Origin of the sequence: Rhizomicrobium sp. (assembly GCA_037200045.1) — a bacterium.
Classification (GTDB): Bacteria; Pseudomonadota; Alphaproteobacteria; order Micropepsales; family Micropepsaceae; genus Rhizomicrobium.
In genome coordinates, this window is sequence record JBBCHM010000002.1 from 540,042 (window position 1) to 555,549 (window position 15,508).

Annotated in this window: 17 protein-coding genes; 6 read left to right on the forward strand and 11 right to left on the reverse strand. The window is 66.8% G+C overall.

Annotated elements, in window-relative coordinates:
• Positions 1-154: 154 nt before the first annotated feature.
• Both WDM86_17730 and WDM86_17735 read right to left on the reverse strand, forming a co-directional pair.
• Positions 155-1,255 (reverse strand): DUF2332 domain-containing protein, encoded by a 1,101-nt coding sequence (locus WDM86_17730; protein MEI9991863.1) that lies wholly within the window; start codon positions 1,253-1,255, stop codon positions 155-157.
• A complete protein-coding gene (locus tag WDM86_17735) occupies positions 1,191-2,372 on the reverse strand; it encodes an aspartyl protease family protein (protein MEI9991864.1) in 1,182 nt (393 codons plus the stop codon). The genes WDM86_17730 and WDM86_17735 overlap by 65 nt, the downstream gene beginning before the upstream one ends.
• A gap of 129 nt (positions 2,373-2,501) precedes the next feature.
• Here WDM86_17735 and WDM86_17740 point away from each other — a divergent pair, with 129 nt between their 5' ends.
• Entirely contained in the window at positions 2,502-4,034 is a 1,533-nt protein-coding gene (locus WDM86_17740; protein ID MEI9991865.1) for a sigma-54 dependent transcriptional regulator, read from the forward strand.
• A gap of 66 nt (positions 4,035-4,100) precedes the next feature.
• On the forward strand, positions 4,101-4,760 hold the full coding sequence (locus WDM86_17745; GenBank protein MEI9991866.1) for a hypothetical protein: 660 nt from the start codon (positions 4,101-4,103) through the stop codon (positions 4,758-4,760).
• 16 nt (positions 4,761-4,776) lie between these two features.
• Here WDM86_17745 and WDM86_17750 read toward each other — a convergent pair whose 3' ends face one another.
• Both WDM86_17750 and WDM86_17755 read right to left on the reverse strand, forming a co-directional pair.
• The gene (locus WDM86_17750) at positions 4,777-5,022 is read right to left on the reverse strand and encodes a DUF2312 domain-containing protein (protein ID MEI9991867.1); all 246 of its coding nucleotides are present in this window, start codon (positions 5,020-5,022) and stop codon (positions 4,777-4,779) included.
• A gap of 161 nt (positions 5,023-5,183) precedes the next feature.
• On the reverse strand, positions 5,184-6,260 hold the full coding sequence (locus WDM86_17755) for a DUF1244 domain-containing protein (protein MEI9991868.1): 1,077 nt from the start codon (positions 6,258-6,260) through the stop codon (positions 5,184-5,186).
• Positions 6,261-6,355: 95 nt separating this feature from the next.
• Here WDM86_17755 and WDM86_17760 point away from each other — a divergent pair, with 95 nt between their 5' ends.
• Both WDM86_17760 and pyk read left to right on the forward strand, forming a co-directional pair.
• Complete coding sequence (locus WDM86_17760; GenBank protein MEI9991869.1) at positions 6,356-6,748, forward strand: DUF1036 domain-containing protein; 393 nt, start codon at positions 6,356-6,358, stop codon at positions 6,746-6,748.
• A 3-nt stretch (positions 6,749-6,751) separates the two neighbouring features.
• Positions 6,752-8,179: a pyruvate kinase gene (gene pyk, locus WDM86_17765; protein MEI9991870.1), complete on the forward strand. Its 1,428-nt coding sequence runs from the start codon at positions 6,752-6,754 to the stop codon at positions 8,177-8,179.
• A 15-nt stretch (positions 8,180-8,194) separates the two neighbouring features.
• Here the strand turns inward: pyk and WDM86_17770 are convergent, their stop codons facing one another.
• Entirely contained in the window at positions 8,195-8,953 is a 759-nt protein-coding gene (locus WDM86_17770) for an SDR family NAD(P)-dependent oxidoreductase (protein ID MEI9991871.1), read from the reverse strand.
• A 27-nt stretch (positions 8,954-8,980) separates the two neighbouring features.
• Positions 8,981-10,012 carry an aldo/keto reductase gene (locus WDM86_17775; GenBank protein ID MEI9991872.1) on the reverse strand — a complete coding sequence of 344 codons (1,032 nt, stop codon included), beginning with the start codon at positions 10,010-10,012 and terminating at the stop codon, positions 8,981-8,983.
• A gap of 115 nt (positions 10,013-10,127) precedes the next feature.
• Between WDM86_17775 and WDM86_17780 the strand changes: the two genes are divergently transcribed.
• Positions 10,128-10,739, forward strand: coding sequence for a helix-turn-helix domain-containing protein (locus tag WDM86_17780; GenBank protein MEI9991873.1), 612 nt, complete (start codon positions 10,128-10,130; stop codon positions 10,737-10,739).
• 256 nt (positions 10,740-10,995) lie between these two features.
• On the opposite strand, the gene WDM86_17785 is transcribed toward WDM86_17780, so the two are convergent.
• The 3 genes from WDM86_17785 to WDM86_17795 are packed head-to-tail and all read right to left on the reverse strand — an operon-like array spanning position 10,996 to position 11,980.
• On the reverse strand, positions 10,996-11,385 hold the full coding sequence (locus WDM86_17785) for a hypothetical protein (GenBank protein ID MEI9991874.1): 390 nt from the start codon (positions 11,383-11,385) through the stop codon (positions 10,996-10,998).
• Positions 11,385-11,642 (reverse strand): hypothetical protein, encoded by a 258-nt coding sequence (locus WDM86_17790; protein ID MEI9991875.1) that lies wholly within the window; start codon positions 11,640-11,642, stop codon positions 11,385-11,387. The genes WDM86_17785 and WDM86_17790 overlap by 1 nt, the downstream gene beginning before the upstream one ends.
• An 11-nt stretch (positions 11,643-11,653) precedes the next feature.
• A complete protein-coding gene (locus WDM86_17795) occupies positions 11,654-11,980 on the reverse strand; it encodes a helix-turn-helix domain-containing protein (protein MEI9991876.1) in 327 nt (108 codons plus the stop codon).
• 1,078 nt (positions 11,981-13,058) lie between these two features.
• Here WDM86_17795 and WDM86_17800 point away from each other — a divergent pair.
• The gene (locus WDM86_17800) at positions 13,059-13,547 is read left to right on the forward strand and encodes a hypothetical protein (protein MEI9991877.1); all 489 of its coding nucleotides are present in this window, start codon (positions 13,059-13,061) and stop codon (positions 13,545-13,547) included.
• 15 nt (positions 13,548-13,562) lie between these two features.
• On the opposite strand, the gene WDM86_17805 is transcribed toward WDM86_17800, so the two are convergent.
• Positions 13,563-14,093 (reverse strand): tetratricopeptide repeat protein, encoded by a 531-nt coding sequence (locus tag WDM86_17805; GenBank protein MEI9991878.1) that lies wholly within the window; start codon positions 14,091-14,093, stop codon positions 13,563-13,565.
• Positions 14,094-14,102: 9 nt separating this feature from the next.
• On the reverse strand, positions 14,103-15,380 hold the full coding sequence (gene glcF, locus WDM86_17810; protein MEI9991879.1) for a glycolate oxidase subunit GlcF: 1,278 nt from the start codon (positions 15,378-15,380) through the stop codon (positions 14,103-14,105).
• Positions 15,381-15,508: the final 128 nt, after the last annotated feature.

The window sequence follows — 15,508 nt, forward strand, 5'->3', positions numbered from 1 at the left end:
GGACAATCTGGCATGGAATCGACAATCCCGTCATGGGTGCCTGCGCGAAGCGCATTTTGTCTCACGCGGAGCCGCGGAGCACGTGGAGGTTCGCGAAGACCTCCGCGTGCTCCGCGGCTCCGCGTGAGTCCCTGGCGCGCGAAGGCGCGCCGCGTCACCCGAGCCATTCGATCCACGTCCCGTGCGGGTGGCAACTTGCCAGTCGGGTCTCCTCGCGCACGCCGTCGGCATAGCGGATCGCCGACAGGAGATAGAGCATGCCGTCGAATTCGAACGACAGCCGCCACACCGGCCGGCGCAGGCCGGCGATCACCAGCATGCTCTCCAGCACCTCGCGCATCTCCCGGCTGAACTGATAGACCGCGATGGTGTGATAGACGACCGGCGTCGCCTCGCGCGGCACGCGGGCGAGCGCGTCCGGCAGCAGCGCCAGCGCATCGCCGGCGAGGATCGGCGGCGTCTCGGCGCGGAACAGATCGATGGCGCGATCCAGCCGCGCCAATCGCGACACCTGGTCCGGCCAGATCAGGGCGCGCAGCCAGTCGCGGTCCTCCGGCTTCGCGAGATCGACGGGATGGAGCTCCAGCCCGACCCGGCCGGCGACGCGCGGCGCGGGTCCGGCCGGCGGCACGCGCTCGCCGCGCAACGCGCAATCGATCACCAGCGGCGCGTCCGCATTCACCGCCGCCACGACTTGGCCATCCCGCGTGTAGCGCACGCCATAGCGGTCCCAGATGAGGTTGAGCCCCGCGCTCGGGCCGATCTCGATCGGCGACAGCGGCGCATCGGTCCGCGCCGCGATGGCGCGAAAGCCGGGATGCAACAGCGCGCTGCGCCCGACCTCGTTGGTGTTCGTCACCCGCGTCGCGATCAGCGTCTCGATTTCGCCCAGATGCGTCCGCACGAAGTCGCGGAAGTCCGGCATCGGATCCTCGGCCTCGGCCGAGACCGCGCCGCCCGCCGTCGGATAGAACCGCGTCAACGGATGCGTCGCCCCGCGCAGGATCAGGAAATGCACCGCGCCCAGGATCAGGTTCGCGTGCGGCTGCCCCGGCCTGGCGCGCGCCGCCAGCGCCTTCAGCGCGTCGTCCGCGCCGATGCCGGCGGCCAGCCGCGCATAGAGCGCGCTGCCGGTGCGCTTCGCGTCCTCCGCGAAGAATTTCCAATAGTCGACCGCCTCGCCGATGATCTCACCCTCCCGGCAGCAGATCGCGCAGGCGCAGCGTCGCCTGCCCGGCGCGGCCGCCGCGCAGATAGTCGATCAGCACCGGCTCGTTATAGCCGGGATCGCGCAGCTTCTCACGGATCGCGAACAGATCGAGCGTCTCGACCTTGCTGCGGTCGATCTCGGTGACGATATCGCCGGTTCGCAGCCCCGCGATGTCGGCCGGCCCGCCGGCGATGACGTCGAGCGCCGCGAACTGCGCGCCGTGCCGGCCGAGCCACAGCCCGGCGCGGTCGAAACGGTCGGGCTCGGATTTCAGCGGCACCAGAAGCAGGCGGCCGTGCGGATAGTCGATGATCGTGCGGAAATGCCGGAGCAGGCCGGTGCCGATGCCGCCCGCGATCTTGGGATCGGTGAAACCGCCCGATGTCTGCAGCGACAGCCGCGCCACGAGGGCTTTCGCGCTCGCCTTGCCGAAACCGAATTGCGGCACGCGCACCACGATGCCCTTGACGGGTCCGCCGGCCCCATAGCCGGTCAGCGCCTCGACGCCGGGGCCGAGCTTGTCGTCGAGCTGATGCGCCCGCCAGAACGGACCGAACAGCGTCAGCGAGAAGGGCTCGCCGGTATCGACGACGAACCGGCCGCGCACGCCGGCGACGGTGGCGCGCACCGCCGGCGCGGCGCCGGCGGCGAAGGGGATCGCGATGGCGCCAGCGGGGCCGCGATAATCCTTCGGCTCGATCAGCCTCAGGCGCCGCCGCGCGAAATCGATGTCGACGACATAGCGGCGCAACACCGCCTGCCCGACGATGCCGTCGAACCGCTGAAAGCCGTCGACATCGTTCGGCGCCGCGAAGGATTGCGCGAGCGCCGGCAGGTTGCGCAGTTCGGCCCGCCCGATGCGCAGCGACGCGACATGCGTCCTGAAGACGACAGCCCGGCCGGCGCCGGCCACGCGCCCATCGGCCCTGGCGCCAATCTCCTCCATCACCGCGAGCGACACGCCGCCGGTGTCGGTGCTCGTGTCGAGCAGCAGCGCATAGGGTCCGCGCCCATTCAGCATCGCCGGCACGAAGACGCGGTTGTCGATCAGCGCGAAGCGCACATCGGCGGCGACCGTCTCGGCGCGCGCCGGCGCGAGCGCGAGGCCGAGCAGCGCCAAGCCCGCAATCCACCGCTTTACCGCCGCCGCGTCCAGGGTCATCGCGATCTTTACCGTTCCTTCACCACGTTACGGGCGCAATCCGGGGAAAGCCTCATTCGGCGCGCCTAAACGTGCCGTTTACCCCTCTCCGCCACAATGGCGGCTGTTCCGTTTCGAGGCACTCCTTTCATGGCGCAGACCATTCTTGTTGTCGACGACGATCCCGTCCAGCGCCGCCTGCTGGAAGCCGCGATCACGCGCTCGGGCATGCATGTCGTCACCGCGCCCGGCGGCGGGCCGGCGCTCGACCTGATCGGCGGCCCCAGGGGCGAGCAGATCAATCTGGTGCTGCTCGATCTCGTGATGCCCGACATGGGCGGGCTCGAAGTCCTCGCCAAGCTGCGTCCGGCCCATCCCGAGCTTCCCGTCATCGTGCTGACCGCCAAGGGCGGCATCGATTCGGCGGTCGAGGCGATGCGCGCCGGCGCCAACGATTTCCTCGTCAAGCCCGCCTCGCCCGAGCGCATCGCGATCTCGATCCGCAACCAGCTCAAGATCGGCACGCTGACCGGCGAGGTGAAGCAGCTCAAGAAGAAGACCGAGAACCGCCTGACCTTCGACGACCTCATCGCCACCTCGCCCGAGATGCGCCAGGTCTTCCGGCTCGGCACCCGCGCGGCGCAGTCCAACATCCCGATCCTGATCGAAGGCGAAAGCGGCGCCGGCAAGGAGCTGATCGCGCGCGCGATCCAGGGCTCGTCGGAGCGCGCCGGCAAGCCGTTCATCACCGTGAACTGCGGCGCCATTCCGGAGAACCTGATCGAGTCGATCCTGTTCGGGCACGAGAAAGGCTCGTTCACCGGCGCGTCCGACAAGCATCTGGGCAAGTTCCAGGAGGCCGATGGCGGCACGCTGTTCTTGGACGAAATCGGAGAACTGCGCCTCGACATGCAGGTCAAGCTGTTGCGCGCGCTGCAGGAAGGCGAGGTCGATCCGGTCGGCTCCAAGCGCCCGGTGAAGGTCGATGTCCGCATCATCTCGGCGACCAACCGCGATCTCGCGGCGCTGGCCCGCGACGGCCAGTTCCGCGAGGATTTGTTCTACCGGCTCAACGTGTTTCCGATCTTCGTGCCGAGCCTGCGCGACCGCCGCGACGACATCCCGGCGCTGGCCCGCCACTTCATCGCCCGCTTCGCGGCGGAGGAAAACAAGCCGGTCGCCGGCCTGACGCCGGAAGCGGCGACGCTGCTGGAGGCGTTCAACTGGCCGGGCAATGTGCGCCAGCTCGAGAACACGATTTTCCGCGCCGTGGTGTTGTGCGACGGCACGCTGCTCGACGTCGCGGATTTCCCGCAGATCGCCGCCGCGCTGGGCGTCGACGCCCGCGCCGCGCGGCCGCCGGCCTCGGCCGCGATGTCGTCGGCGCACGCGCCGACGCCGAGCTATGCGGCGCCCGCGCCGGCGCCGGCGCATGTCTCGCCCTACGCGCTCAGCGGCACCGATGCCGCCGGCCACATGCGCAAGTTGGAGGAGATCGAGTCCGAAGTCATCCGCATGGCGATCAGCCGCTATGACGGCCACATGTCCGAAGTCGCGCGCCGCCTCGGCATCGGCCGCTCGACGCTGTATCGCAAGCTGAAGGAGCTGGGGCTGGATCCGGATGCGCCGCAGGCCGCCGCCGAAGCACCGCACGAGGCGGCGCAGCAGCAAGTCGTGGGTTGACCTCCTAGGTAGCACGAAGCCAAACTCTCTCGTCTTGCGTGAGAATACGCGACGTCGGGGGAACAGGTGCCATCGACCGTTCTGCGATATTTGTTCATTGGTTCGACACTGGCGGCGCTATGCGTAGCGGCCGCAATTCCGATTGCACTGTGGGGGAGCGACAAGGCACCAGAATTCTATGGCGCCTTCACCGCCGCGATCGTGGCGGCGGTCGCTGTGGTCCTGGGCGCCTACTATCAGGACGAACTGACAAGGCGACGTGACGATATACTGCGAAAGCAGGACGCCACTGCCGAAGCGATAGATTTGTGCTTCTGGCTTGAGCATGCCGCCAATGAAGTCGAATTCATCGCGAATTTGCTCGCCAAGACGCGCGAGCATCTCGTTGCCGACGATGCATCGCGACTCGAAATGCCTATTGAGCAGTTCCGGGAAGTCATGTCGGCGAAATTCTTCGCTGAACTCCTGCCGCGTGCAAAAATGGCGGCACACTTACCTGCGGAAATTGCCGGTACAGTTGTGCAAGCGATCTACAGGACGTTCCATGTCGCGGATCGGATCTTAATGTTGCGGGGAGCTTCGAACGGATTTCATCCGACTCTCGAGCAGATCGATAGCTACCTGCTCATATTGGACCGACGCTCCAAGAAGCTACACGAGGCCGCGACGCTTATCGAAGATCATCTCAACGGAATAGGCGCCCTGAACTCGATAGGTGGGGATTGAGGCAAAGGCCTTGGCCTTATTCAGCCATGTTCAGAGCTCTCTTGTACATCTCCAGCAGGGCCTCCAGTTCCTGGCGCTCGGCGCTTTCCATCTTGCGCAGGCGGATCACCTGGCGCATCACCTTGGTGTCGAAGCCGGTGCCCTTGGCCTCGGAATAGACCTCGCGGATGTCGTCGGCGAGCGCCTTCTTCTCTTCCTCGAGCCGCTCGATGCGCTCGATGAACGAGCGAAGATGTTCCTTCGCGAAGCCTGACTTGGCCACTCTGCTACCTCCGCCGCGCTATTGTCATGGCCCGCGAATGCGGGCCACCCAGGTGATCGCGGCACGCATTCGACAGCGAAGGCGCTTCAACTGGATGGCCCGCATTCGCGGGCCATGACAATTAGGGTCTGGGGATAAGCCGCGCAACCGCGCGGCACGCTTTAGCTGTGAGTCTTCTTCGAGGCCTGGGCGAACGCCGCCTGTTGTGCCGGCGACGCCTCGGTCTGATAGCGCTTCTTCCACTCGGCGGGCGCCATGCCGTAGACGATCTCGCGCGCCGCGTCCTTCTCGATCGCGATGCCCTTCTCGGCGGCGGCTTCGCGGTACCAGTCGCCCAGGCAGTTGCGGCAGAAGCCGGCGAGATTCATCAGGTCGATGTTCTGCACGTCGGTGCGGCCGCGCAGATGCGCGACCAGCCGGCGGAACGCGGCGGCTTCGAGTTCCGTGCGGGTCTTCTCGTCCATCGCAGCGCCTTTCGCGGCCAGGGGCCTAGTGAAGCATAGCGCGGCCGGCCCCATCGCGGCCAGCGCGCGTTCCAGGATCGGCGTCAGCCGCGCCGCGAAATCGCGCGCCGCCTCGGGCGTCGCGACCAGGTCCTGGCGGATCTCGATCAGCACATGCGGCAGGCCGCGCATCGTGCCGTGGCGATAGAGGCAGTCGTTCTCCAGTTCGCCGTCATAGGGTTCGTTGTCGCCGACGACGAAACCGGCGCGCGTGCATTCCGCGATCAGCGGCCGTGCCAGCCTGCCGTCGCGGTCCCACAGGACGCCGATCTCCCAGGGCCGCGGCTGGCCCTTCCACACCGGCGTGAAGCTGTGCACCGAAACCAGCACCGGCATGCCCATCGCGTCGATCTCGCCCGCGATCGCCGCGTGATAGGGCGCGTGGAACGCAGCGATCCGCCGCGCGGTCTCGGCCTCGTCGATCCGCGCATTGCCGGGGATGAGGCTGCCGTCCGACAGTTTCATGACGAGCGTCGGATCGTCCTCGCCGCGGTTCAGGTCGACCAGCAGCCGCGACCAGCGCGCCAGCACGGCCGGCGCCCCGAACGCGGCGGCCAGCGCCCGCGTCACCTCGGCCGCGCCGATATCGGAGGCGATATGGGTGGCGAACAAAGCCGGGTCCAGCCCCAGCGTCCCATAGGCGGGCGGCAGCGCGTTCGCGGCATGGTCGCACAGGAACAGCAGCCCGGCGCCCGCGCCCGCCGGCCGGTGCAGCTCGAAGGGAGGATCGGTCATGCAAGCCGATCATTGTGCGGTCCTCCGCCCGGGGCAAGTGCGTTGACAGCGCGGGCCTTCCTGCGCGACACCGGGCCGGCTGCAAGGCGACCTTCATGCGATTCACTCTCGTCCTCGCCTTCCTCCTCGCCGCCGCCGGTCCCGCCGAGGCAGGGCTCGGCGTCTGCAACAAGGGCGCCCGTGTCGTGACGGTCGCGATCGGCCGGTTCAACGGCACGCGCTGGGCCAGCGAGGGCTGGTGGCGCGTGGAACCGCGCAAATGCACCGAACTGGTGCCGGGCAAGCTGCTGGCGCGCTATTATTATATGTACGCCTCCGACGGGGCGGTCGGGGTGTGGGACGGCGGCAAGAGCTTCTGCGTCGGCACGGCCGCGAAATTCGTCATCGTCGGCCGCGGCGGCTGCACCGAGCGCGGCTATGACCGGCGCGGCTTCTTCGAGATCGACACCGGCAACCACTACGACTTCACCCAAACCCTTTCGGATTGACGCATGAGACGCCGCCGCAAGACCAAGATCGTCGCAACCCTGGGCCCCGCCTCGTCGAGCCCGGGGAAGATCCGCGCCTTGTTCGACGCCGGCGTCGACGTCTTCCGCATCAATATGAGCCACACCTCGCACGCCATGCTGGCCGACCTGCACCGCATGATCCGCGCCCAGGAGGTGGAGGCCGAGCGGCCGATCGGCATCCTGGTCGATCTGCAGGGCCCCAAGATCCGCCTCGGCATCCTGCCCGGCGGCTCGCGCATCCTGAAGGACGGCGAGCAGGTCCGCTTCGTGCGCAAGGTCGAGGCCGACAACCCCAACGACATCCCGATCCCGCATCCCGAAGTCTTCGCCGCGATGAAGATGCGCCACACGCTTTTGATCGACGACGGCCGCGTGCGCCTGCGCCTGCTGACGGTGAAGGACTATTACGCCGACGCGATGGTGGTGGTGGGCGGCGAGATCAAGGACCGCAAGGGCGTCAACCTTCCCGACACGCTGCTGCCGGTCTCGGCGATGACGCCGAAGGATCGCACCGACCTCGACGCCGCGCTCAATCTCGGCGTCGACTGGATCGCGCTGTCCTTCGTGCAGCGCGCCGACGACGTGGCCGAGATCAAGAAGGTGGTGGCGGGACGCGCCGCGGTGCTGGCCAAGATCGAGAAGCCCAAGGCGCTGGAAGGCCTCGCCGACATCCTCGACATCGCCGACGCGCTGATGGTGGCGCGCGGCGATCTCGGCGTCGAACTGCCGCCCGAGGCGGTGCCCGGCCGCCAGAAGCAGATCGTGCGCGCCGCGCGCAAGGCGGGAAAGCCCGTCGTGGTCGCGACCCAGATGCTGGAATCGATGATCGCCGCGGCGGTGCCGACCCGCGCCGAGGTCAGCGACGTGGCGACCGCGGTGTTCGAAGGCGCCGACGCCGTGATGCTCTCGGGCGAGACCGCGTCGGGCACCCATCCCGTCGAAGCGGTGCAGATGATGGACCGCATCGCCCAATCGGTGGAAAACGATCCGCTCTACGTCTCCATCCTGGAGGCGCAGCGCAACGAGCCGGAGGAAAACACCGGCGACGCCATCATGGCCGCCGTGCGGCAGGTGACGCACACGATCCATGCCCGCGCCGTGGTGTGCTGGACCAAGTCCGGCTCGACCGGCCTGCGCGCCTCGCGCGAGCGGCCCGAGGCGCCGATCGTCGTGCTGACGCCGCAGATCGAGACCGCGCGGCGGCTGACGCTGGGCTGGGGCCTGCACTGCGTGCTGACGGAAGACGCGCACGACCTCGACGACGTGACCGACCGCGCCGCGCGCATCGCCCAGCAGGAAGGCTTCGCCCGCGCCGGCGACCGCGTGGTGATCACCGCCGGCGTGCCGCTCGGCACGCCGGGCTCGACCAACCTTCTGCGCGTGGCGTTCGTGGGACCGAAAGCGGGCTGACGGCGCCGGACCCCATCACCACGGAACCGTCTGGTTTTCCCAGCGTGTGAACGTGCCCGTCGGGGCCTCGTGGCCGAGCAGCGCCACGCGCACCGCCTCGCGGGCGCCCTCTTCGACCGTCTCGGTGCCGGCATAGCCGTTGAGGTTGGTCTTGGTGAAGCCCGGGGTGACGGCGTTGACCCTGATCCCCTCCGGCTCCAGCTCGATCGCCATGGCGACCGTCAGCGCGTTGAGCGCCGTCTTGGACGCCGGATAGACCGGACCGAAAATCGCACGCCAGGGGAAAGCCGGATCGGCGTTCTGCGTCAGCGAGCCGACGCCGCTCGACACATTGACGATACGGGCGCCCGGCGTCTCGCGCAGCAGCGGCAGCATCGCCTGGTAGACGGATAGCACGCCGAACACATTGGTCTCCCACACCGCGCGCATCTCATCGAGCGACACGTTGCTCGGGCGGCTCGCCAGCGCGTATTCCTCGACGGTCCGGCCCGACATGCCTCCGGTATGCGAGATCGCCGCGTTCTGGATCAGCACGTCGAGGCGGCCGAATTCCCAGCGGATGCGTTTCGCCGCGTCGTCGATCGACGTCCGATCCGTCACGTCGAGCTGGATGGCGCGGGCGTCGCCGGCGATCGTCCTGGCCGCCGCCTCGCCGCGCGCCGGATCGCGCGAGCCGACCAGCACGGTGAAGCGGTGGCCGGCGAGATCCCTCGCGATCTGAAGGCCGATTCCCTGATTGGCCCCGGTGACCAGGGCGACTTGTTTGTCCTGCATGATCATCTCCCGAGATAAATATCGACTCTAGGCGGCCGCGCGTTCGGCAACGGGCCGCCGGCGCAGCTCGGCTTTCAGGATCGCCGGCGGAACATAGGCCGCCCCGTTCGGCCCGACATCGGTTCCGGGCGGGACGATCCTGTCGATCCGGTCCAGCATGTCGTCGTTGAGACGGACCCCGGCGCCGGCCAGCAGGTCGTCGAGATGCTGCATCGTGCGCGGCCCGAGAATGGCCGACGTCACGCCGCGATGCGCCATCGCGAAGGCCATCGCCATATGCGTGAGCGACAGCCCGGCGTCCCGCGCCAGCGGGATGAGCTGCTCGACCGCGTCCAGATTGCGTACGTCGGACATCTGTTTGGCGAAGTATCTCGCGCGCAGGCTGTCGGGCATCGGCTGTCCCTTGCGATAGCGTCCGGTGAGCAATCCCTTCGACAGCGGGCTCCAGACCATCACCCCCATGCCGTAGCGCTCGCAGGCGGGGAGCACTTCGCGCTCGATGCCGCGGTCCAGGATCGAATAGGGCGGCTGTTCGGTGCGGAAGCGGGCCAGGCCGCGCCGCTCGGAAACCCATTGCGCTTCGACGATCTCGGAGACCGGAAAGGTCGAAGAGCCGATCGCGCGGACTTTTCCGGCGCGCATCAGATCGGTGAGCACGGACAGCGTCTCTTCGATATCGGTGTCCGGCGACGGCCGGTGGATCTGGTAGAGATCGATGTGGTCGGTCTGCAGGCGCCGCAGCGAGCCCTCCACCGCCTGCACGATCCAGCGCCGCGACCCGCCCTGCTGGTTGGGGTCGTCGCCCATCGGCCCGTACACCTTGGTCGCGAGCACGATCCTGTCGCGCCGCCCCTTGAGCGCCTTGCCGACGATCTCTTCGGACTCGCCGGCACCGTACCGGTCGGCGGTGTCGATGAAGTTGATGCCGAAATCCAGCGCCTTGTGGACGATGCGGATGCAATCGTCATGGTCGGGATTGCCCATGGCGCCGAACATCATCGCCCCCAGGCAATAGGGGGTGACCTTGATGCCGGTTCGTCCCAGCGTGCGGTACTGCATGGCTTTGCTCCCAAGGCGATGAACCGTTGCGGCGGCGCGCGACGACGGCTAGAAACGGAACGGCATTCCGCATTAATACGGAACAGTGTTCCGTTTTGCAAGGGAAGATTTGCGCATGAGCGGAAAGGCGGCCGGGCGCGGCCCCGCGCGCGCGGCGCCGAAGTCCCGGCCGGTGCGCGCCGACGTGCAACGCAACACGGTCGCCTTGCTGGAAGCGGCGCTCGCGGTGTTCGCGACGTCGGGCGTGGACGCGCCGGTGCGGGAGATCGCCGCCAAGGCGGGCGTCGGCGTCGCCACCGTCTATCGCCATTTCCCGCAGCGCGCCGATCTCGTCGCCGCCGTGTTCCGCCACGAGGTCGATGCCTGCGCCGATGCCGCGCCGGCTTTGGCGGCGGCGCATCCGCCGGGCGAGGCGCTGGCGCGCTGGCTGCAGCGCTACGCGGCCTTCGTCGCGACCAAGCGCGGCCTCGCGACGGCCCTGCATTCCGGAGACTCCGCCTTCGACTGCTTGCCGGCCTATTTCAGTGGACGGCTCCTGCCGGCGCTGCGATCCCTGCTCGACGCCGCGGCCGCTTCGGGCGAGGTGCGCGCCGATATCGCGCCGGACGAACTTTTGAGCGCGGTCGCGGGCCTGTGCATGCAGGCCCCGGGCGACAAGCCCGGCCACGCCCGCCGCATGGTCGCCCTGCTGGTCGACGGTCTGCGCCATGGCGCGAGCCGGCGGTGAAAATATTTCGCGAAACGAAATATCGTTCGCCGCGCCGCACCCAAAGAACTTATCCACGCAGCATCGCCAAGAACTCCGCGTTCTCCGCGGCTCCGCGTGAGTCATCCGCCGGATAACTCCGTCTACGGATTTATTTCCGCGCCGCCCTTGAACCGAGTCGGTCCACGCACCAAATCTCTCAAATCCCGACAGCTCCGTTCGACGCTCACCGCCAGCGGTCGCCCGCGGCCTTGACGTAGTTCGCGACCACATAGGATCAGGGAATGACGATCGGAAATACGACCACGCCCATCAGGCAGGCCTTCACCGACTCCGCCGTGTCCGCGTCGATCTGGCCGGCGCGCCACAGCGGCAGCGCGATGGCGATCAGCCAGGTCGATTTCCAGAACAGTTCGAACAGCAGCAAGGGCAGCATGCGCAGCGGATATCGAAGGCCCAGCACGGCCATCGCCGACACGCCGGCCAGCAGGCTCGACGTGGCCCGGTGCATCGACAGGGGATGGTCGAAGATCTGCGGCCAGATCTCCGAGCCGAGCCCCACGACGATCAGCAGATAGGTCGCGCGCAGCACGTAAAGGCGAAGCAGCGAGACCTCGGACGATTTTCTCCCGGACGCCGCGAACGGCGCCGACGCGATCATGGACATCAGCCGACCTCCTTCAGGATCTTCTCGACCGCCGTGAGGCGCGTCTTGATCTCGGCCAGATCGGCCTGGACGGCCAAGAGCGCGCTCACGCCCCCGGCCTGCGCGACGACGGCCTTTTCGGCAAGCGCGCGATAGGTGTCCTCCGCCAGGATGCGCGACTGCGCGACGCGCGCGGAGGCGAGGTATTTCATGCCGAACACGGCCAGGATCGTTCCGAAGAGCACGCCCAGCGTGAGGAGATAGATGGTTGGAGACATGGCAAGTCCTTTCACGACTCGGATTTGGTGGACGATGCGGTGAGGGTCTTGGCCGCCGCGACGATGGCGGCCGGCGTGAGTTCGACGGCGAAATCGGCGACCTCGAAATAGTTGAGCGCCTTGCCGTCGGCGGAGAGTTCGAGCTTGCCGGTGACGAGCCCGGCCTCTTCCAGCTTCTGGAGATGCAGGTGGAGCAGCGGCCGGCTGATGCCGACCTCGCGGGCGAGCTGGCTGACATAGTTGCGCCCGTCCGCCTTCAGCGCCGCGACGATCCGCAACCGGTGCGGATTGGCGAGCGCCGCGAGCACGGTCAGCAACTGGTCGCCTGTGATCGGCAATTGGGGATACCTCTTTCATGTGTAAGAAATAACTTACATATGAAAGATCAGAAGTCAATAGAGTGCGCGACGTCAAACTGTGAAACCATTATGCCCGCAAGGGCCGGCGTCCTGGTCCTATCCCGACCGCGCAGTAGCAAACCATGTCGCCACGCCGATGGGCGCGGCATTGTTCAGATTCCGCTCAAGATGCTTTGGGTGTGGATCGATCCGGCTTTTGCCTGCACCAACAAGGAAAAGGCAGATTGCAAACTACTGGCGAATCCAGCCACGATTGTGAATTGCTGTACTCTTCGGGGGGAGAGGCCACCTGCCATTCAATTTCCGTCGGTTTGCGCCTGCCACCGTTGCCATTGAAGAGGCGTGGTGCACGACAGCCGTATCCGGTGATGCGTGGCAGGAGACTGCCCATAACTGGCCTACTAGTACCGGGCCTATCCTGGTCAAGGCGAGGAATGGGCTTATTGGGGTAAAAAAACCAGGAACACCACAATCCGGAAACTTAATCGCAGCGAGAGAAAAGATTGTTGCGGACTTAGCCTATCTTCTCGGTCTTCCAGTTCCCCCAGTTACGCTCTGGAATACCACAGGAGATCTCTATGCCGCGGTGTCGGCATGGGCATTTGAGAAACCGCTGCAATGGGGACAGATTAGAGGGATGCTGGGGGGCGTGGCTGGGGCAGCGTTGGTTCCTGCAATGAGCGCGATGGTGCCATTCGAGGCTTGGATAGCTGCTGGCGACCGCCAAAATGGTGGGAACGTGCTGGTTGCCGTATTGCCCACGGGGGAACCAGTAGCAGCTTGGATTGATTATGCATTTTCGCTTGATCACGCTTGGGAAAGGAACCTGCACACAACCTGCACGCTTCCTCCCTGCTATCCGCCTCTCGGTGAGCCGGACCCCGCTATAATGAAGGAGATTGCATGTCGCATTGAAGCCATGAAAGATGAGGAAATTGAGGGGGTTGTTAACCGTATTCCCGGAAATTGCCTGGAGAAGGCCGTCCGGGACTCAATTTGTGCGAATTTACTCGAACGGCGTGCAGCCGTTCGCGGACTCTGCTAGGAGGAGGTGCTGATGATCGACCCCGAATTCCGAGTCGCCCAAATCGTCTACGTCACGGATGTGACGCGCGAGGGGGCGCCTATTATCCCCCTTGGCGTGTTTGCTGAGGCTAGCAACCAGAAATCCCGAGGGCTGGCCTTAAAGGCGCGCAAGTCGCTGTCGGCTGCAGAACGGGAGATGCTGTCCCCGCTGTTGCGCGATTTGCTGATGGACCCATTCGCGTATTTCCATAGCGAATTTAGAGATGCATGGGACAACGCCCCTCCCGGTAGGGCTCTGGAGTATCTTGGAAAGCGTCATGCTAGCGGCTTGCGCATTCTAGGCCCAAAGGACTGTGACGAAACCATTTGGTTTTTGCAGCGTCTTATTGCGCCAAAGCTCGACGCGCTCGAAGCTAAGCTGACTAGTGCCGTTGACCGGGAGTACGAAAAATTCTGGCGCAAGCCAGACATCGAACAGGACAGCGAGAAAGTCTTTATCGAGCGGAAGAAGGCAGCTTAGTTTCAAAGCCCGCGCCTAAATCCCCTGGCCCTCGACATCGCGGCCGAGCGCATCGACGTGCTTCTGCGCGCCTTCGAGCTGCGGATCCAGCTCCAGCGCCTTGCGGTAGAGCTTCAGCGCGCCTTCCTTGTTGCCGTAGTCCTCCAGGATGTTGCCGAGCTCATACATCGCGGTGAACTGGCGCGGATTGAGCAGGATGGTGTGCTCCAGCGAAACGATCGCGCCGGAATCGTCGCCATTGTCGTGCTGCAGGCTGGCGCGCGCGTGCCAGCCCTCGGCATAGTTCGGCGCCACGCCGGTGATCGCGTCGAACAATTGCCTGGCGGTGTCCTTGTCGCCGGCGGCCAGCACCGCCTGGGCCCGCGTCATCAGGAGCTCGACGCTGGCGCTGCCCGATTGCAGGAAGACCCCGCCGATCTTGTCCTCGATCGGCTTGGCCTCCTCGGGCGAAGCGGCCTTCTTGAGCTGCCCGAACAGCGCGTCCAGCGGCGCGGCGGAAGCCGCGACGGGTATCAGGCAGAAGAGCAGAACGGCGAGAACGCGCATGGCCGGATTTTATCCCGCGCGCGCCATCAACGCCACCGGGATCGGCCCGCCCTCGACCCAGTCCACCAGTTCGGCGGCATGCACGAAGGGCGGCCCGTCGGCTCCCGCCAAATGGTTCATGCAGGGGAAATTGGTGCTCGCCACGATGTCGGGCTCGGTCGCCGCGATATTGTCGAGCTTGCGGGCGCGCAGGGCCTGGGAAATCTCGGGCTGCAGGATCGAATAGGTCCCGGCCGAGCCGCAGCACAGATGGCCCTCCGGCACCGAGGCGACCTCGAACCCGGCGGCGGCGAGCAGCGCCTCGCCCTTGCCGGCCAGCTTCAGCCCGTTCTGCAGCGAGCAGGCCGCATGCCAGGCGACGCGCAGCGGCCGCGGCTCCGGCGCGGCGACGGGCGTCGCCAGGTCGAGGAAGTCGCGCGACGCCGCCGCGAAGGCCCGCGCCCGCGGCAGCCACAAGGGATCGTCGAGGAACAGATGCGTCAGGTCCTTCAGATGCGCCGAGCAGCCCGTCGCGGTGATCAGCACGCCCTCGAAAGCGTCGGCGCCGCCGCCGCGCTCATAGGCCTCGATGGCGCGGCGCGCCCAGTTCTTGGCGTCCTCGCTGCGGCCCAGATGGTACACCAGCGAGCCGCAGCAGCCCGCGCCTTCCAGCGGCACCAGCTCGATACCGCGCCGCGCCAGCACGCGCGCCACCGCCGCGTCGATCCCCGGCGCGATCGCGCCCTGCACGCAGCCCGGCATCAGTGCGACGCGCCGCGCATTGGGCAGGATCGCGCGCGGCAAAGCGGCGGGCCCGGCGATCGGCGTCGCGAGCCCGGTGCGCGCCATGCCCTTGAGCCGTCCGGGCAGCAGCCAGGTCAGCGGCCCCGCGAGATGCGCCGCGAACAGGCCGATGCGGGTCAGCGCCGGCCGCGTCATCACCGTGGCGATCAGCCAGCGCAGCAGCCTGTCGCCCCAGGGGCGGCGGTAATGGGTCTGGATGTGCGACCGCGCCTCGTCGATCAGCCGCGCATAGTCGACGCTCGACGGACAGGCGCTGCGGCAGGCCAGGCAGGAGAGGCAGCGGTCGACATGCAGCACCGTCTCGGCATCCGGCACGCCGCCCTTCTGCAGCATGTTCTGCATCAGCACGATGCGGCCGCGCGGCCCGTCGCGCTCGTCGCCGAGCAGGACATAGGTCGGGCAGGTCGCGGTGCAGATGCCGCAATGGACGCAGGCGCGCAGATTCTTCTCGGCTTCCGCGATGTGCGGATCGGTGAGCTGGGTGGGCGTGAAGGCGGTGCGCATTTTCTCTCAGGACTACCGATCAAATCCGACAAAAAAAGAATGTCATGGCCCGCGAATGCGGGCCACCCAGGTGACATCTTGCAGAGCAGGCATCACCTGGGTCCGCCGCATTCGCGGCGGATGACACC